General features: G+C 48.6%; 11 protein-coding genes and 1 pseudogene. All 12 read left to right on the top strand.

The features are described 5' to 3' along the window. Nucleotides 1–14: 14 nt before the first annotated feature. The gene (locus BIT28_RS04650) at nt 15–1157 is read left to right on the top strand and encodes a 1-propanol dehydrogenase PduQ (protein WP_075762479.1); all 1143 of its coding nucleotides are present in this window, start codon (nt 15–17) and stop codon (nt 1155–1157) included. A 92-nt stretch (nt 1158–1249) separates the two neighbouring features. Then, entirely contained in the window at nt 1250–4660 is a 3411-nt protein-coding gene (gene cutC / locus BIT28_RS04645; protein WP_075762478.1) for a choline trimethylamine-lyase, read from the top strand. A 68-nt stretch (nt 4661–4728) separates the two neighbouring features. Continuing rightward, the gene (cutD, locus tag BIT28_RS04640; RefSeq protein WP_075762477.1) at nt 4729–5697 is read left to right on the top strand and encodes a choline TMA-lyase-activating enzyme; all 969 of its coding nucleotides are present in this window, start codon (nt 4729–4731) and stop codon (nt 5695–5697) included. Between the two features lie 10 nt (nt 5698–5707). Then, nucleotides 5708–5947 (top strand): annotated as a pseudogene (locus BIT28_RS29915) (BMC domain-containing protein); the annotation flags it as partial. 314 nt (nt 5948–6261) lie between these two features. Continuing rightward, the gene (locus BIT28_RS04630) at nt 6262–6933 is read left to right on the top strand and encodes a phosphate propanoyltransferase (RefSeq protein ID WP_075762475.1); all 672 of its coding nucleotides are present in this window, start codon (nt 6262–6264) and stop codon (nt 6931–6933) included. A 37-nt stretch (nt 6934–6970) separates the two neighbouring features. Continuing rightward, complete coding sequence (locus BIT28_RS04625; protein WP_075762474.1) at nt 6971–7717, top strand: hypothetical protein; 747 nt, start codon at nt 6971–6973, stop codon at nt 7715–7717. Nucleotides 7718–7768: 51 nt separating this feature from the next. Next, nucleotides 7769–8170, top strand: coding sequence for a DMT family transporter (locus tag BIT28_RS04620; RefSeq protein ID WP_075762473.1), 402 nt, complete (start codon nt 7769–7771; stop codon nt 8168–8170). Nucleotides 8171–8181: 11 nt separating this feature from the next. After that, entirely contained in the window at nt 8182–8511 is a 330-nt protein-coding gene (locus tag BIT28_RS04615) for a DMT family transporter (RefSeq protein ID WP_075762472.1), read from the top strand. Nucleotides 8512–9018: 507 nt separating this feature from the next. Next, nucleotides 9019–10623: a methyl-accepting chemotaxis protein gene (locus tag BIT28_RS04610; protein ID WP_175577489.1), complete on the top strand. Its 1605-nt coding sequence runs from the start codon at nt 9019–9021 to the stop codon at nt 10621–10623. 361 nt (nt 10624–10984) lie between these two features. After that, nucleotides 10985–12586, top strand: a complete 1602-nt coding sequence (gene dptF, locus BIT28_RS04605) for a DNA phosphorothioation-dependent restriction protein DptF (protein WP_075762471.1) — start codon at nt 10985–10987, stop codon at nt 12584–12586. Beyond that, complete coding sequence (gene dptG, locus BIT28_RS04600) at nt 12583–13917, top strand: DNA phosphorothioation-dependent restriction protein DptG (protein ID WP_075762470.1); 1335 nt, start codon at nt 12583–12585, stop codon at nt 13915–13917. The genes dptF and dptG overlap by 4 nt, the downstream gene beginning before the upstream one ends. After that, entirely contained in the window at nt 13898–18907 is a 5010-nt protein-coding gene (gene dptH / locus BIT28_RS04595) for a DNA phosphorothioation-dependent restriction protein DptH (RefSeq protein WP_075762469.1), read from the top strand. Before dptG ends, dptH begins: the two co-directional genes overlap by 20 nt. Nucleotides 18908–18916 lie beyond the last annotated feature (9 nt).

The raw sequence follows: 18916 nt of genomic DNA, 5'->3' as shown, positions 1-18916 counted from the left end.
GAATAACAGAGCGCATGAATGAATTTCAGATTAAGCCGACGCTCCATTTTGGCAACGGCGCCCTAGACAAGCTGGGCACACTGACGGGTCAGCGCGCATTGATCGTGACCGATCAGGCGATGGTCAAGTTTGGCATGGCCGACATGGTCCGCCAGCGTCTGCTTGCCAACCAGATGGTGGTTAGCCTGTTTGCCGATGTGACCTCGGATCCGGACATCTCGGTCATCGTCAACGGCATGAAGCAGATGGATGCCGATGCGCCGGATGTGGTTGTCGCGCTGGGTGGTGGCTCGGTGATCGATGCGGCGAAAGGGGTGATCTACACCCTGTGGGAAAGTGGCAAGCTGGCGAAAAAACCGTGCTTTGTCGCTATCCCGACCACCAGCGGTACGGGCTCGGAAGTCACGGCATTTTCGGTGATTAAGTCAAAGGGCGAAAAGTGGGTAGTGGTCGACGAGTTTATGTTGCCGGATCACGCCATTTTAGATCCTGAACTGGTGAAGTCGGTGCCTGCGGGCATTACCGCCGATACTGGGATGGATGTGCTGTGTCACGCGCTGGAGGCCTATGTCTCGACGATGGCGTCTGATTTTACCGATGCCCTGGCCGAAAAGGCCGTGCAGCTGGTCTTTGCCCACTTGCTTGAGTGCTACCAGAACGGCAGCAACCTCGAAGCAAGGGAGAAAATGCACAATGCCTCGTGCATTGCAGGCATGGCATTTACCAATGCCTCGTTGGGGATCACCCACAGCCTGGCCCACGCGCTGGGTGGTGTGTTTGGCATTCCGCATGGACGGGCGAACGCCCTGATGATGTCGCATGTTGTGGCCTTTAACGCCAACCTGCACGGCGACTGCCAGACCTTGGCGGCAGAAAAATATGCCCATCTGGCCAAGCAGCTTGGCTTGCCGAGCCGTTCTACGCGAGAAGGGGTGATGAGCCTTATCGTGGCGATTGATGTGCTTAAAGAGCAGATGAATATGCCGGCAGGTATCCGCGACTGCGAGGTGGCCGAGCAGGCGTTCTTTGCCTCGCTGCCCGACCTGGTCGGTCCGGCGCTGAAAGATGGCTGTACCCCGACCAATCCGCGTGAGGTGAACACCCACCACTTGGAAACCCTATACCGACAAGCGTTTGCAGGTATTGCCCACACCTAGGCAATGCCATAGCGCACAACAATCCAATATCGAAACGGCGGGCCGTCCAGGCCCGGCCGACAGTGAAACATATTATTAGGAGAGGCTGAATTATGGCCAACTATTCCCTTACGCCGCGTGTAAAAATGCTGGCGGAAAGACTGCTTGCGCAAAAAAGTACTATTAGCGCCGAGCGTGCAACCATTCTGGCATCAATGGGCGACGATATCGCCGGTATGCCGCCGATGGTCAAAAATGCCCATCAGTTTTCCCAGCTAATGGCTGAGATGCCTGTTCATATCGGTCAGGACGAACTGATTGTCGGCAGCCAGTCGTCTCAGGCCCGCGGTGCAATCTTCCACACCGAAGACGAACTGAACAACGAGTCTGTATTTGGTTTCCTTAACTGCGATAAAACCAACAGCCCTGACTACATGTCGGTGATCAGCTCTGGTTTCCAGGTACTGGAACAGCACATCGAGATGCGCCTGAAAAACATCGGCAGCGCGATCAGCCGCAGCGGCATGGACGAAGTCAATCAGGGTAAGGCGATGATCTTTGCCTGCAACGGTGCCGTGGCGCTGGCCAACAAACTGGCTGCCGAAATGGAGCGCATGGCGGCAACGGAAACTCACCCGTACCGCCAGGCCGAGCTGAAAGAAACCGCTGCGATCCTTCGCCGCGTACCGGCGCAACCGGCTCAGACATTCAAGGAAGCTTGTCAGGCTTTCTATCTGTTCCAGCTAATGATGCATCTGGACAACGGTGGCTACGCCGTGGGTGCAGTCGGTTTCGACAAGGCGCTATACAGCTACTACCAGCGTGATCTGCAGGCCGGTGTGATCACCGAGCAGCAGGCCTATGAAGTTATCGAAAGCCTGTGGCTGAAACTGAGCGAGCTGTCAGAAGTGCGTGCTGAAAAAGCCGTTGACGGTTACCCGATGTTCGACTGGATGGTACAGGGCGGCCGTTTCGAAGACAGCCAGCTGCTGATCAACGATCTGTCCAAGATGCTGCTGGCTGCCCGTAACAACCTGGCAAGCCTTGATAGCAAACTGGCGGTTCGCCTGTACCAGGCCGGTGGTGCACCAGTTACTGCAGCGGCTCCGCAGATTGCAACAACCGCCGAGTCTGAAGTCAAAGAGATGGAAGGCCTGACACCGCGTATGCAGCGCCTGCGCCAGAACTACCTGAAAGCCCGTCCGAGTGTATCTATCTACCGTGCACTGGCATTCACCGAGGTGACCAAGCAGCACCAGGGCCTGCCGCCAATTCTGCTACGTGCCAAGGCATTCCGCGTGGCCTGTGAAACTGCACCGCTGCTGATCCAGGACGACGAGCTGATTGTCGGCCACCCATGTGGTAAGCCACGTGCCGGTGCCTTCTCGCCGGATATCGCATGGCGCTGGGTTCGTGACGAGCTTGATACCATGAGCACCCGTCCGCAGGATCCGTTCGAGATCTCCGAAGAAGACAAGAAGGTGATCCGCGAGGAGATCGTACCGTTCTGGGAAGGCCGCTCTTTAGATGAGATCTGTGAAGCCCAGTACCGCGAAGCCGGTTTGTGGGAGTTCAGCGGCGAGACTTACGTCAGTGATCTGTCTTACCACCAGATCAACGGTGGTGGCGATACCTGTCCGGGTTACGACGTCCTGCTGTTCACCAAGGGTATGAACGGCATCAAGGCCGATGCCGAGGAAAAACTGGCTCAGCTGAGCATGGAAAACCCGGAAGACATCGACAAGATCTACTTCTACAAGGCGTCTATCGAAAGCTGTGAAGGTGTGATGGCCTACGCCAAGCGTCTGGCTAACCATGCCCGCGAACTGGCACTGACTGAAACCGATCCGGCGCGCCGTGCCGAGCTGTTCACCATTGCTGAAACCAATGAAAACGTTCCGGCCAACCCGCCGAAGACCCTGCAGGAAGCGCTGCAGAGCATCTGGACGGTGGAGTCACTGTTCGAAGTGGAAGAGAACCAGACCGGCCTGTCACTGGGTCGCCTTGACCAGTACTGCTACCCGATGTACCAGGCGGATATTGAGTCAGGCCGCCTGACCAAGGAAGAAGCTCTGGAGATGATGCAGGCCTTTATCATCAAGTGTGCCGAGCTGATGTGGATGTCGAGCGAGCTGGGCGCGAAGTACTTCGCCGGTTACCAGCCGTTCATCAACCTGACCGTTGGCGGTCAGAAGCGTATGGGCGGTGATGCGACCAATGATCTGACCCTGCTGATCATGGATGCGGTGCGCTTTGTGAAGGTGTACCAGCCGTCGCTGGCGTGTCGTATTCACAACCAGTCGCCACAGCACTACATGGAAAAAATCGTTGATGTCGTAAAGGCGGGTATGGGCTTCCCGGCGTGTCACTTCGATGATTCGCACATCAAGATGATGCTGCGCAAAGGCTACGACTTCGAAGATGCCCGTGACTACTGCCTGATGGGCTGTGTAGAGCCGCAGAAATCTGGCCGTATCTACCAGTGGACCTCTACTGGTTACACCCAGTGGCCTATCGCGATTGAGTTCGTGCTGAACCGCGGCCGCATGGTGCTGTTCGATAGCCATCAGGGCCTGGATACCGGTGATCTGAATAGCATGACAACCTTCGACGCATTCGATGCGGCGGTGAAGGAGCAAATCGCCCATATCGTCAAACTGTCTGCCGTCGGTACGGTGATCAGCCAGCGCGTGCACCGCGATGTGGCACCTAAGCCGCTGATGTCACTGCTGGTGGAAGGCTGTATGGAACAGGGCAAAGACGTCAGTGCCGGTGGTGCCGTGGTCAACTACGGTCCGGGTCTGATCTTCTCTGGCCTGGCAACATACGTCGATTCAATGGCTGCGATCCGCAAGCTGGTATTTGAAGACAAGAAGTACAGCCTGGAGCAAATGCGCGATGCGATGCTGGCTAACTTCGAAGGTTTCGAAGAGCTGCGCCGTGACTGTCTGAACGCACCTAAGTTCGGTAATGATGATAACTACGCCGATGATTTCGCGCTGGATATCACCGAGTGGACCGAGCGTGAGTGTGGCAAGTACGAGATGCTTTATTCGCGTCTGAGCCACGGCACCCTGTCTATCTCTAACAACACCCCGATTGGTGAACTGACCAACGCGACACCGAACGGTCGTCTGGCTTGGATGCCGCTGTCTGACGGTATCAGCCCGACTCAGGGTGCGGACAAGCAGGGCCCGACGGCGATCATCAAGTCGGTGAGCAAGATGAACGTTGAAACCATGAACATCGGTATGGTGCACAACTTCAAGTTCCTCAAAGGTCTGCTCGATACGCCGGAAGGCAAGAACGGCCTGATCACCTTGCTGCGAACCGCTTCGATTCTCGGCAACGGCCAGATGCAGTTCAGCTACGTCGACAACGAAGTGCTGAAGAAGGCCCAGCAGGAGCCAGAGAAATACCGCGACCTGATCGTGCGTGTTGCCGGCTACAGCGCCTACTTCGTCGAGCTTTGTAAGGAAGTTCAGGACGAAATCATCAGCCGTACCGTACTGGAAAAATTCTAACCCAGCCCAAGGGGCCGCAAGGCCCCTTATAAAGCCACTAAGCGCGAGCGAAGTGAGGAGAAATAACAATGACTGGGATAGCACAAGTGAGCAAAGACGCAGAGCTAACAGGACGGATATTCAATATCCAGAAATATTCCATTTATGACGGTGACGGCATTCGGACGCTGATCTTCTTTAAGGGCTGCAACCTGCAATGTGACTGGTGTGCCAACCCCGAGGGGCTGAGCAGCAAGTTCCAGGTGATGTTCAGCCAGGACAAGTGTGTCGCATGCGGCAAATGTGCCCAGGTATGTCCTGCCGGTGTGCACATGATGAGCACCGGTGCGGACGGCAAGGCAGTCCACAAGATCAACCGGACGGTGGACTGTATTGGCTGCCGTAAGTGTGAAGAAGTGTGCATGGGCGATGCGCTGGATGTGATGGGCAAAGATGTCACGGTCTCCGAGCTGATGGAAATCATCATGCAGGATTACGACTTCTACATGTCTTCCGGCGGCGGGGTGACTCTGGGCGGCGGCGAGCTGAGCCTGCAGGCGGATTTCGCCACGGCACTGCTGACCGAATGCAAAAAGCAGATGATCAACACCGCGATTGAAACCCAGGGCACCACCAGCCTGGAAAGCTACCAGAAGCTGGCCACCTGTACGGATCTGTTCCTGTTTGATATCAAGCAAATTGATACCGACCAGCACCGTCAGTTGCTCGGAATTGGTAACGAAGGAGTAAAACGCAATCTCGAATATTTGGTCGATATTGGCGCCAACATCGTGATCCGTATGCCTTTGATCCGCGGCTACAACGACTCTTACGATTCGATCACCGGGGCATTCAGCTATGTCATGGAGCTTGCCAAGCGCGGCAACATCCAGCGTATCGACGTGCTGCCATACCACCAGTTTGGCAAAACCAAATACGACAAGCTCGACATGATTTACCCAATCACCCAAGACCTTGGCTATAGCGACGAAGAGCTAGAGCAGTTAAGCGCCTTCTTTACCCAGTTCGATTTCGATATCCGCTTGGTTCGACATTAAGGAGGAAACGATGACGACCAGTTTGGGCGTAATAGAAACCCGGGGTCTGACGCCTGCCATTCACGCCGCTGATGCGGCCTGCAAGTCGGCAGCTGTCAATTTGGTGGGTTACAAGAAAATAGGTTCGGGGCTGGTGTCCGTGATGTTTCACGGCGAGATCAGTGCCATATCGGCGGCGGTAGAAAACGGTGTCGAGGCAGCGCAGGGCGTCGTGGCGTCACTGGTGATTGCCCGCCCTGACGAGAGTGTGCTGGCGATGTTGGAAAACACATCACCAGCCCAGCCGGAGCCGGTTGCCGATGCAGATTGTGAACCTGCACCGAAAGCCGATACCCCTGCACCGAAAGCCGATACCGCAATACCGGAAAAGGCGCAGCCTGCACCTGAGGTGCTGGTTAAGTCAGAGCAAAAGCCAGAGCCTGAACAAAAGGTGGAGCCAACAGCCACTAAAGGGCCAGAAGCTGCACAGGAAACAGAGCCTAAGCCAGAAACAAGCCGCAAGGCGACTGGCGAAAAACTGGCGGCGAAGCGCTCTACCCGAACCCGTAAACAAGGACCACGCAAATGATCAGCGCAACGTTAATGGCACAGATTGAGCAGAAACTGCCGCCGAGCTGCCGACAGGAAGCAGCGGTATTGAGCTCGGTCATGGCAGGTGCGGTGTCGGAGCTTGGCATTCCTACCGGGGTGTCAAACCGCCACGTTCACCTTAGCCAGCAGGACATCGAAGCGCTGTTCGGGGCGGGCTATCAGCTGACGCCTATCAAGGAGCTCAAGCAGCCGGGTCAGTTCGCAGCCAAAGAGTGCGTCACTATCGTCGGCCCTAAGGGCTCGATCCAGCGTGTACGCGTGCTGGGTCCGGCCCGGCCACAAACGCAGCTCGAGGTCTCGAAAGCCGACTGTTACACCCTTGGTATCAAGGCGCCTGTTCGCGAGTCGGGCGATCTGACTGGCTCGGCAGATGCCTTGCTGGTCGGAGCGGCGGGTTACTGCCATCTCGATTCGAAAGTGATTTGTGCCCAGCGCCATATCCACATGAGCACACAAGACGCCGCTCGCTTTCAGGTCGAGAACGGCCAGCGGGTGAAGGTGCGTGCTGGTGGCGGTTGCGGCGTGGTATTCGAGCAGGTGGTGGTGCGAGTCAGCCCTTCGTATGCGCTGGAGTTCCATATCGACACCGATGAAGCGAATGCGGCAGGGATCCGCTCGGGAGAAGACGTTTATCTGGCTCGGTAATTAAGCCAGACAAATGACTGAGCTAAGAGAGGTAGGAATGAACGAGCAACAGATTGAAGCCCTGGTGAAACGTGTGCTCGCGGGCATGCAGCCTCGCACGCTGGTTGTTCTGGGCGGTGATGCGGACTATCAGTCCCTGATCATTGCGCGTCTTCAGCAGTGCCAGCAGCGCCGGTTTTCCATCTACATCCCGCCTTCGGCAACTGCCGCGCATTCAGCGATTCAGTGGCAGGAAGTGGGGGAGATCCTGACGTGGGACGGCAGCGATCCGGTGCAGTTTCTGTCCGGCTTCGAGGCGGTGTGGCTACCGTTTCTCGATCCGGCAACGCTGGCCGAGATCGCCAATGGCCTGTTCGGATCGCCGGGTGCTGTACTGGTGCAAACCGCTCTGATGAAAGGGATACCGACAGCCGCTCTGGATTATCAGTGCCGGTTAGACAGCGAGCTGAACCAGCTGAAGGGACTGGCCAATAACCCGGCCATGACCGCAAGGCTGACAGCACAGCGTCAGACGGTACAGGCACTGGGTTTAACGCTTGGTTCGATAGCGGTATTTGACGCAGAACCACAGGAGCAGGGCTGCCAGTCGCTTTCTACTAACGAAAGAGCAACGAACGCAATAACAACAAATGTAAGAACAAATGCAAGTGTGCCGGCTGAATCGGCATCGCCACGCTTCATCACGCTTTCCGAGGTGATGGAGCAGGGGATTGCCGCATTTTCCGAGCAGGACCGGTTAACCGATCTGGCTCAGGAGTATGTAAAGGCTCAGCAGGCGAGCTAACGCTTTATCTAATTCGAAAACAAAAATTGAAAGAAAACTTTAGGAGTATTTATGTCTGAATCTGTAAAAAAATGGCTCTGGATGGCGTTGGTTATCGCCTCTGAAACCTCGGCCACCTCAACCCTGAAAATGTTCGACACCAGTGAAGGCTTTACCAAAACAGCCCTGCTGGCGGTTATCGTTCTGCTTTATGTGGTGTGTTACTACTCGCTGTCTCAGGCGGTGAAATACCTGCCGGTTGGTCTTGCCTACGCCACCTGGTCTGGCACCGGTATCCTGCTGGTCTCGACGCTGGGCATGGTGTTCTACGGCCAGCATCCGGATATGGCCGCGATGATCGGCATGCTGGTCATTGCCAGCGGGATCATCATCATGAACCTGTTCTCCAAGATGGGTGAAGAAGAAAGCGAAGAAGAAGCAATCGAACTTAACACTGAAGAAGCGAAAGGGTAAGGAGATATACCATGTTCAACGTAGGATTTTTGTGGCTGGCACTGTCAATTTGCTCTGAGATCACAGGTACTTCATACATCAAGAAAACCAATAACTTCCGTAACCCGGCGATGTCGGCGCTGGTTATTGGTGCATACAGTCTGTGTTACTTCGCGCTGACCAAGGCGATGGGTTATATCCCTGTCGGTATTGCGTACTCGCTATGGTGTGGCTTCGGTATTATCGGTGTAACAATCTTCTCGATGATCCTCTACAAGCAGAAGCCTGACTTCCCGGCCATGCTGGCAATGGGCCTGATCATCACAGGCGGCGTGATCATGAACGTGTTCTCGCAGATGTAATCACCAAACCAGACCATGCGAGCAATACCAACATACGATCAGTATCAACATTAGACCCATATCAAATGGGAGCATGGTCATGGATTGTCTAGCTCAAAACTAGATAGATAGCTGAAAGCCCCTAATTCGTATTAGGGGCTTTTTTTATGAGTATTTGTGTCAGTTTCTTGACGAGATGCCTGTCTAGTTTTCTAAAACCTGACGCCTGATCAAATATGCGACAAATAATTCATAGTTCACACTACTTTTTGATTTGAAACCATATTCCTGATTTATACCTCTATTGTAGTATGTCCGTGTTTTGACGCTTTTGTCATTTGTTTGACGGGTTGTGTCGCGATCAAAACCAGCCTGATGTCAAAACTCAGTGATTGCCCCGATAGCTACTGCTCAGCAAATCGGGTTGCGTTGGCGAACGGAGTGCCAATTCGACGTGGTGTAAGCGGCACCATGGCAACGTCTACTGAAATAAATCAAAACTATTTAAAGATAAGAGTAATAAAAAGAATGAAAATAATAAGAAAGCTACTTCAGACTATCGGCCTCAAGAGTATCCAGGCGCAGCTACTGCTGCTGAGTGTCATCTTAGTACTATCCGGGTTTAGCGCGATGGGAATTATCTACTATGGGATGGAAGCCGATGCGGCAACCATCAACGTAGCCGGACGCCAGCGAATGCTGTCCCAACGGGTTGCCAAGGAAGTCCTGCTGGTACAGTCCGGCATGGAACAGCAAGAGGGAGTTAACAAGACGATTAAACTGTTTGAGTCTTCGATGAACCTGCTGAGAAACGGCGACAAGGAGCAAGGCATATCAGCGCCAAAAACACCTGAGATTGAAGCCCAGCTTAGCAAGGTAAACGAGCTATGGCTTGAATATCGCGCCGGTATCCAAAAGCTGCTGCAGATAGATGAAAGCCAGCTTCGCAGCGAAGAGAATGCCACCTTGATAAGAGAGCTGTATCAGCGCTCTCCAGTTATTCTCAAGGAAATGAATACCGCCGTGAAGATGATGGAAACGGCCAGTAACGCCAGTGTGACGGTCAAGATGCAGATCTCGCTGGGCTTGATCCTGATGCTAATGCTGCTGTCCGGAAGTTTGTATCTCTACGTCAACGAATACCTGATGAAACCTCTGTTGCCACTGCGTGAAGCGCTACAGCTGTTTGCCAAAGGCGATATGACTAAACCACTGCCGTCTGATGACAGTGGCGATGAAATCGGTGCGCTTTATACCGACTACAATGAGGCCCGCTGGGGATTTGCCAGTATGCTGGGCAGCGTCATCAAATCGAGTGAGCAACTGAGCGTATCCAGCTTGCAGCTGAAAAAGGCAGCGACTGAAAATGCCAGCGGCATGCAGCAGCAATACCAGGAGATCGAGATGATCTCGACGGCGATGAATGAAATCTCTGCCACCATCCAGGAAGTGGCTTCAAGCAGCGCCAATGCCTCTGAATACACCAACCGTGCAGAACAAGAAGCCAACCGCGGCCGCACTGTGATGCTGGAGGCAACCGGTACTATCGATGAACTTAATCAGCAGGTGCAGTCGGTAGGGACGGTGATTAATACCCTCAATGCCGACAGTATGGGGATCAGCAAGGTACTGGAAGTGATCAACGACATTGCCGAGCAGACCAACTTGCTGGCATTGAACGCTGCTATTGAAGCCGCCCGTGCCGGTGAGGCCGGACGCGGATTTGCCGTGGTTGCCGATGAAGTGCGTGGCCTGGCCGCCAGAACGGCCAATTCAACCAGCGAAATTCAGCAGATGGTCGAGAAACTGCAAAAGCAGGCCCATCAGGCTGTAGACGTGATTGGTGCCGGTCAGCAGCAGGCTGCAGCTGGCGTCGAACACATGAAACAGGCCGATGAAGCCCTAGAGCGCATCGTCGAAGCCGTCGCGGCCATCAATGAAATGAACGCCCACATCGCTACCGCAACACGGGAAGAAAGCGATGTCGCCGATGACATGAACCAGCGCATCGTCCATGTTGCCGACACCTCCCACAAAACCCGCGATAACGCCACCAACAACCAGCAACTGGCCGATCACCTATCCGAGGTAGGACAGCAGCTAAGCAACTACACGGAGCGTTTTCATATTTAATATGGCAACCTATGCCATTATTCATGATTGGGCTGGTAGATAGAAACTACCAGCTCTGAAAAAGCAAGATTACAGGCTACCTCCTCACGACTATTTATTGTCTATAAATGTTTACTATCATAGCCGCCATTTAAAGGAAGAGTTGGTTAGCTCAATGCCTGCTGACAGTAGGCAGAAACGCTTACGGTGTTCATCTGATATACCTATAGACGGCCTTCTTTGAGGAGGTTTGCTAACTGATTCAAACTTTTCTCATAGACTTTCAATACGTTATCGAAATTGATATTTAATTGAATTACTATTAATCGGTTACATTATACAAATTAGCTCGTATATTAACCATTTGATTGAGAAACGCATTTTGAATCTAGCACAAGCCCTCAGCATTCTCTCAAAGTCCTCCCCCTATGCGGTAAGCACTGAGCGAGATAATACTCAAGATCTGCTATCTAGCTATAAAGACTATATCTATATTCAGACTGATATCGAAACTGCGTTTAAGAGCGCATTAACCTCAGCTAAACCATCTGAAATTATATTTCTTTGTGGTAGTAGTGGTGATGGTAAATCAGAAATTCTGACTCGTTATAGCCAACAATATAAGGCAACACGAGATTTCCACCTGGATGCAACACACAGTTTCAATCCAAGCCAAACTGCAATTCAGGCATTAGACGATCGCTTCACGCAATTCAAAGGAAATGATAAGCCACTGATTGTGGGCATAAACATAGGTATGTTGGGTAATTATGCTGAGGAAGGTGCCGACCAACATAACGATGTAAAAGCGTCGATTAAAGCATTTTTGGAAAACCGAGCTGAAGATATTCCGACAAACCATACCTTTTTAGACTTCGAGCAATACCCTAAATTCACGTTAACCCAAGAGGGGAGTACATCTGACTTTGCGGCAAAATTTATTGCTCGCCTAACAGAGCAGTCGTTGGATAACCCGTTTTATGCGCTTTACAACAGCGAAGTGGAAAAGCAAGGGCATACGATACTGACGGCTAATTTTGCCTTGCTTGCCCTTGAATCGGTGCAAAATAATGTCATCTCATTGTTGCTAAAAGCACGTTTAATTAAAGATCAATTTTTAACCGCCCGTGCACTGTTAGATTTTGTTTTCCAGATTTTGGCGATGGACGGTTACCTATTTGACAACCTTTTTTCAGAAGCTGACAACGAGCTAATTGAACACATCCAATGCTTTGACCCTAGTAATATTCATACCCGTAAGATCGACGAGTTTGTTCTTCAGTTCGGCTTAGGAATCGAAGATAAGGGCTTCTCTGCTCTAAAGGAGCAAGTTAAATCTTTAGGTGTGTTCGATGTTGAGACTGCTTCTTCATACTTACGTTTGGTTTACTTACTTAAAGATGAAGAGCAGTTTGTTAATGACTATACCAATGCACTCAAAGTTGATTTTGAAAATACATTAGTTAATCAGTATGCAGATATATGGTTGTTGCATAAAGAGTTTGATGGGCTTGGCAAGCAGAGACAAAAAATAAACCGGTTCTATAAAGATACGCTTATTTCTGCGATTCATTGTTACTGCAACCGAAACTCTCCCTTATTAGATAGAGATGCATACTTTATTTCTGAGTACAACGGATTTAAGACAGCGGTTGAACTAGAAGTAAAACCAGACTTCACCGCAATTAAAACCAGTGATGTTGGTAAAATTGGTGCATTCAATGCCTACATTCAAGTCGATGGACACACGTTGTTACCTATGCCGATAAGTATCAACTTGTTGGAGCTTTTGACAAAAATCAATCAAGGCTATCGTCCGAATAAGCATGATAAAAATGCAGTATTGTTACTGGATGAAGTTATAGAACAAATCATTACAGTGGCAAATGAAAAAGATACCTTGTTCATCCTAAAAGATGACAAACGCTACAAGATTGCGAATGAAGATGATGAGTATTTCGAAGTGAGTGGGAATCTAAGATGACAATGGATAAATACACCCAACCGTTTAATCCGAAGTTACCACAAACCTCGGAAGGTGTGAAAAATAAAAACAGCCTAGAATGTTATTTACCAATTCGAACTAAAGGCAATGAATTTGATTGGAATGCGGTCATTGGTTTAGTGTTGCGTGGGCTATTAAGAAAAAAAATAGAAAAGTATTCCTACGAGGAGTTTACCCAAGGCTGTCAATCTGCTTTCAAAGAAAAGTTGGGAGAAGAAGGGTTTTGGGAAGTCTTACGTGAAATGTATTTTGATAATAAAGATATTTTCTCGGTAAGCCCTGAGTTACTGCTGTTCCGCGCCCAGAAAGGGGAGTACACCGCAGGTGATACACGTGTTGCTTCATTGTTTACAAACTTGCTGCAAAATATGCGAGTAGAAAATTTTGATGCCAAGCTTAACTTTATTGAACGTGAAATGCTGGCAACATTGCGAAGCAAGATGAAAGATGATTCATCAGTGCAGGCGAGTGAGCAGCCGTACCTGCCATATTTGTCGAAAGCGTTTCGTGACGACTTAAAGTTTTTAGCAAGTCGCCCTAAGTACCTGCTCAGCGAGATTGAGTCATTCCTATCATTTTATGGCTTCACTTACACAGCGCAGTTGAGTTTAGCGCTGACAGACTGGCGTTCAGGTGAAGCGCCAGCTGCGAAACCACTTTACTTTATCATGGACCATGAGCGTGCAAGTAATGAACGCACGCACATTAAGAATCATGGTTACAAGTTATTTGCAGAGTCGGCGAAGAGGCTTTACCCAATGTTGACCATGGTTGAATTGTTACAACCTGGTGACAAGAATTCGGCAAAAGTACCGCTTTGGATGATCTCCAAAGGTATTCAAGAATCAAGTTCAGAGCACTTGAAACAGGATCTGGAAAATTTCGCAAAAGCGTTCCGCACACAGCGTAAGCTTGATATTTCGCTGGAAGAATCTGATTCGGCACTAGATTGGCTTGGCAATATAATGAAGTTGGCAATAGCGCAATTTAGTGTTGGGGAACGCTTTAACATCAACAAGAAATACGTTTCTGAAGTTGAGAAGTACCTGGCATCGCATTTTATTCAAAACAGGCGTCGAGGTGGTTTGGTACTCGTGCTGAATCAAGATTACATTATCTTACTGACTAATTTGGTTGTTGGTGAGAAGGACAAACTCCGATTCCATGAGCTTATCGCTGAATTCAAGCTGCGAGGTATCTTTGTAGATAGGCAAACTGAACAAGAACTAATTAAATTCTATGAGCGTATTGGTAACGTTGAGCGCATGAGTGATAGTGGAGACGCAGTATATGTCCGTAAAACAATTTGAGACCTTTCTGGTTGAGCAGTTTCTAGCAAACGCAGAAACACACATCGAGGCAGGCTTTCGCTATCAGTTCAAATCACCAGATAGTGAAAACAGCTTGCGTTTGTACCAAGCTATGATTGCTCACTCTGCGCAGAGTATTGTTGCAACAAATGGCATCGAGCTTCCTTACATCGAGCTTGCTCGTTGCAAAGTTGTGCCGGTTATTCATAGCGAAGATCCTGCGGAATACCAAGGCTTCACTGATAACTACATTTCTCATCTGCGTGATGAAGTGGCCAGCCAATCTGGTTACCTGAAAGGGTGCGCGTTGGTCGTTATCCATAACAGCTTGTTGGATACCCTAATTAACTCCGCAGAAGACTTGGCTCAGTCCGGGCAGGTGTGGAGCCCAACTAAGATCAAAGAGGCGATGAAGGGCCTGATTGATCAGCAAGATAAAGGCAAAGATGTCTCTAATTGTCTGCTTGATGATCAGTTTGGTGCCATCTTGGAAGATGGCGCCACTATGTTTGGTTTCGAGTCACTCTACAAAGCAGTAGAAGATGGTGACTTGCGTTTTAATGAATTGGGGATGTTTGAAGACCCATTAATTCTTAATTTGAGTGGAAATGAGAAGCAGGTTAAGCAGCGATTAGCCAACAATCGGGCTCTATTTTATAGAATTAACTTTGAGATGAAGCAATATGGTGAGTTGCAAAGTGAAGCGAAGTTATTTGGGGATAAGTTTATAAAGATACATTTCTCAGAGCTTGCCGATTGGAAAGAGGTTGAATACCAAACGTATCTCGATGAGATAAAACGTAATGCCCAGCAACAGCTTGTATTGGAAGAGGAACAAGCGGGTGCAAGCATGACTATCACTGGACGTAACCGTTCAGAAACCAAAGCTGGCTTACGTGATCGCCACCTTATCATCGAGTTAGATGAGGGGGTTGATGAATTTGAGTTAAAACTTGTTTTTGTTGGCGCACCTGATCTCAAGAAAGATGAATTCCACATCGTACCCAAAAAAGCGTTAAACTATGAAGAGGTTATTAAAGTAGATCCGACTCGTTTGGGTGCAAATGCAAAGTTAAAAGGCAAGTACAAGCATGAGCCTTTGTTTTTTAATCTGGCACTAAAGCGTGAGAATAAATCGGAAGTCTATAACTTCCGTTGTCTTGTTGTGCGTAAAGGCGAATTCTATATTGAACCTTTCAAAAACATCTTCTTAGTGGAGCACTCAAAGCAGCGCTTAACGTTGAATATGGAAGAGAACAAACTTCCGATTCGCACTGAAGAGGGCGCAACATGTTCACTGACCGATGCCAAACAAGTGGTCAATATTGCTGAACATGCTCTGGTGGATTTTGAAGCATTAGCCAATGAAGCCGATGAAATTGATTTCTCGGTGAAATCCGGTGACAACCAATTGAGCTTTAATGTTGAAGGTGCGGTTGCAACGGACTCTTTAAGCTTACCATTGCTGCTAAATCGTGGTCGTTACCACAAGCTATTTAAAGACGACTACAACGGTGAGTTGTATTCACAAAAAGGTAAGGTAGGCATTGATAACAGTGAGTTTGTGGTACCGGGACTTCGCCTGAAGCTGCTTCGTTGGGAAGAAGAGTTCATCAACCGCAAAGTTGTGGCGATCTTCAATGACAATGTGATTAAGTTGGATGATTTGCTAGCCGTAGACGACGCAATCCATGCTGGATATATAGAGTTGTATGATTACCTAGAACAGCGTCGCAGCACACCTTCACTTGCGTCTTGGGGGGATCAGTTTACAGCACTTGTCGAAAATGTCGTGGATGCTTGTCTTGCGTACTTTGATGCTATTCCAACAGGTAGCATGCTAACATCAGGGCAAAAAGCAGCACTACAAATTGGTTTGATTAAGTCAGAAGAGGAAGAGTACTACTCGCCGTTTCATCCATTGATGTTGGCTTACTATCTGAACTTGAGAAAAGCCATTCGTGAGGATGCTAGCTTTGTAAGTCTACCAGATGTCACATTTGAACGCCTTTCTCCAAAAGGCTTGCTGCCTTATGTTTACCATCCGAAACACGAGTTCGCTTATAACCAACAAGTAAAAGAAAATGCGTTTTGGCTCAAGAGTGTTCCGCAAGAGAAGAGTTCGCTTTCTTTTGTCCGTAAGTTGGTGAAAGAAAAAATTGATGAGTTTCAAACGGCATTCAGCCAACTGTTTACTGGTTCAGAAAAGAGTATCATTGTGAATGCAGTGAACCAAGACAGTGCTGATGAGCTGTTTATGGGCTTGGTGGATTACATTCGTAACAACCAAGAGCAATCTGCATCAATTCACGTGAACCTTTACGATGAAAAGCTGACATTTAATGCCTTCGACCGTTTTGCCGAAACTGCAAATTACGATGAACTAAAAGAATGGCTAGAGCTCAATAAAGGTAAAGTACGTGAAGTTGCTGATACCATCATCGATATCCTGCGTACTCGGTTGACTTACAGCAAGTTCACGAATGAACAAGCAGAGAAGAATGGGCAAGCTTATGCACATCTTTCTTTCTTCCGCAATAATGAGAAGGTTGATTGTTCGGATATCGCTATTGAATTGATGGAGTCAGGGATCGCGTGTGACGGACTATTACCTGGAGAAGCTTCTCATAGCGATAATGGATCTTACTTTACCGGTTTTGGTTTAAAAAATACCGACTATCAGACTTTCCCGCATTTGATGATGGCTAAGCATATTGGCTCGTTGATGAAGCCAGCACTGCAGGCTAATCGAAAAACAGGTGACACGAATGCAATTGCATTAGCTGTAAGTGAAGACTTTAAAGATCTACTCGAGCGCTCTTATGATAGCTCTATTTGGACAATCATTATCGATCCGAAAGTTACGCTCGATTTCTTCCATAGCAATGAAGACGTGGTGTTAATCCACTACTCGGATCAATACACCAGCTCATCAAGTTACGATGCTATCACGGTAACCGCTCAACGTGATCTGTTTGAGAAAGTGATAAAGCAAGATGATGGCGGCCAAATCAACGAATTCAATGCCTTCAACGGTGATTGGCTTCTGAAGATGATGACGTGTGCACCGACGATTAACAAAGAGCGCAAAGGTGTTATTGGTGCCTATAAGTTTGTAACCAGCTTAGTGCACAGCTCAGATATTACCTGGGTGCCTCTATCAGTAGCAGAAATGATTCGTGTTTCTGGCAATATCGGCCTGAAAATGTCAGACAGCGAGTTCTCGCGCAATGTGCAAGGTTATAAAAAAGGCGCAATCTCTGATGATGTGTTGTTAGTTGGCTTTAAAGATCAGCAGATGTACTTACTTCCGGTAGAAGTGAAGACGGGGTCAATCCCTGATTATAAGAAAGCGGTAAAACAGGCGAAAGAGTTGCTGCGTTACCTAAGTGAAGATTTACTTGGTAACGTCACATTGGCAAGCAAGTTATACCGTGGTTTGTTTATGCGACAAGTACTGATGCAAGTCGATAAATACCGCCTTTATAACGTGTTTGCATCCAACTACTTCGACTCACTACTGGCAAACAAAGAAGAGTTGTTAAAGGGTGATTACTCACTGGCTAAAGTAGCTGAGTACCCAGATGGTTTTGTTGTTAGCCACCTAGAAGGCGCTAGTTGCTTAGAGCCTGATTACCAACTGCTTGATGGCATTTTAAAAGTCGATTTACCTATGGGCTTACTGCCAAGCTTGGTAGAAACACCGTTACAAGATGTATTGAACAAGCTTGATGTAGTGAAGCTATGCCATGTGCCAGAGCAATACATTTTAGGAGGAAGTACTCAAGCAGAAGTGGCTTTTTCTTCAGATAACGAAGATATTTCTGGTATAGGTAATCTTTCTCCGAACTTACATGGGGAAGAGTTGCAGCCTGATGTATTTAATCGTGTCGAAATTGGAAGTAATACTTGTACAGGTGAGAAAGTATATTGGGAATATGGTCATAAAGATCTGGCGAACAGACATATGATTATTTTTGGTAGTTCCGGGCAAGGAAAGACTTATTGTATTCAAGGGCTGATGATGAGTATGGCAGATTCTCAAATCCGCTCACTTGTTGTTGATTATACAAATGGATTTTTACCAAATCACTTGGAGCCAGAATTTCTGTCAAAATTAGACCCGAAATCTAATGTTATGTGCAATGAGCCATTTGAGATGTCTCCTTTCCGAGCACAAAAACAAGATTTTGGTGGGCTAATTATTCAAGAAAAACCACACACGGTGGCAGGAAGAATAGCATCAGTATTTAACAAGGTTTACTCGTCAATTGGTGAAAAACAGATTGCCGTACTGAATGATGTAATTGAATACGGAGTACAAAAGTATGGGAGCGCTTATAGCTTCCAGAATATGTACGATGATCTGCTAGAAGAAGAAACAGTTGGTCCTACATTAGCTAGCAAACTTTCTCCACTTGTTAAATCTAACCTTTTCAGTTCGAATAGTGGGCAAAGTTGGGAGTCTGTATTCCAAAGCGATCGATATGGCGCAACTATCATGCAGCTAGCATCTCTTTCTCACGATATATCGATGTTATGTACGGAGTTTTTACTTTGGGACTTGTACTCTTACGCATGTAGTTATGGCAGTAAAAACACGCCAGTACCAATTGTTTTGGATGAAGTGCAGAACTTAGATCATCGCTTAGAAAGCCCTTTAGGTAAAATGCTAACTGAAGGCAGGAAGTTTGGTGTTTCTCTTATTTTAGCAACTCAGACCTTGAGTATGCTAAAAAGAGATGAACAAGACCGTTTATTCCAAGCTTCACATAAATTATTTTTTGCACCTGCAAAAACTGAGACTAAAACCTATGCGAAGATTCTTGAGCTTAGCATGCCTGGGACTAAACAGGCAGAATGGGAGATTCGGCTTGGAGAGCTCAGTAAAGGGCAATGCTTGTCCGTTGGTTACCATATGGATAGTACTGGTAACTTAAAAGTGGGTGTTAAGAAAGTCCACATTACCCAGATGTGTGACCGGATATAGTCCTTCCGT

It is taken from the genome of Photobacterium proteolyticum, from assembly GCF_001939735.1.
GTDB classification, from domain to species: Bacteria; Pseudomonadota; Gammaproteobacteria; order Enterobacterales; family Vibrionaceae; genus Photobacterium; species Photobacterium proteolyticum.
The sequence above is the reverse complement of the archived record's forward strand: the minus strand, read 5'-3'. Positions and strand labels throughout refer to the sequence as shown.

What these genes read in the sequence shown, in the direction of transcription:
- BIT28_RS04650 (WP_075762479.1), top strand. Translation starts at nt 15, where the DNA reads ATGAATGAATTTCAGATTAAGCCGACGCTCCATTTTGGCAACGGCGCC.
- BIT28_RS04625 (WP_075762474.1), top strand. Translation starts at nt 6,971, where the DNA reads ATGAACGAGCAACAGATTGAAGCCCTGGTGAAACGTGTGCTCGCGGGC.
- cutD (WP_075762477.1), top strand. Translation starts at nt 4,729, where the DNA reads ATGACTGGGATAGCACAAGTGAGCAAAGACGCAGAGCTAACAGGACGG.
- BIT28_RS04620 (WP_075762473.1), top strand. Translation starts at nt 7,769, where the DNA reads ATGTCTGAATCTGTAAAAAAATGGCTCTGGATGGCGTTGGTTATCGCC.
- BIT28_RS04630 (WP_075762475.1), top strand. Translation starts at nt 6,262, where the DNA reads ATGATCAGCGCAACGTTAATGGCACAGATTGAGCAGAAACTGCCGCCG.
- dptG (WP_075762470.1), top strand. Translation starts at nt 12,583, where the DNA reads ATGACAATGGATAAATACACCCAACCGTTTAATCCGAAGTTACCACAA.
- BIT28_RS04610 (WP_175577489.1), top strand. Translation starts at nt 9,019, where the DNA reads ATGAAAATAATAAGAAAGCTACTTCAGACTATCGGCCTCAAGAGTATC.
- dptH (WP_075762469.1), top strand. Translation starts at nt 13,898, where the DNA reads ATGTCCGTAAAACAATTTGAGACCTTTCTGGTTGAGCAGTTTCTAGCA.
- BIT28_RS04615 (WP_075762472.1), top strand. Translation starts at nt 8,182, where the DNA reads ATGTTCAACGTAGGATTTTTGTGGCTGGCACTGTCAATTTGCTCTGAG.
- cutC (WP_075762478.1), top strand. Translation starts at nt 1,250, where the DNA reads ATGGCCAACTATTCCCTTACGCCGCGTGTAAAAATGCTGGCGGAAAGA.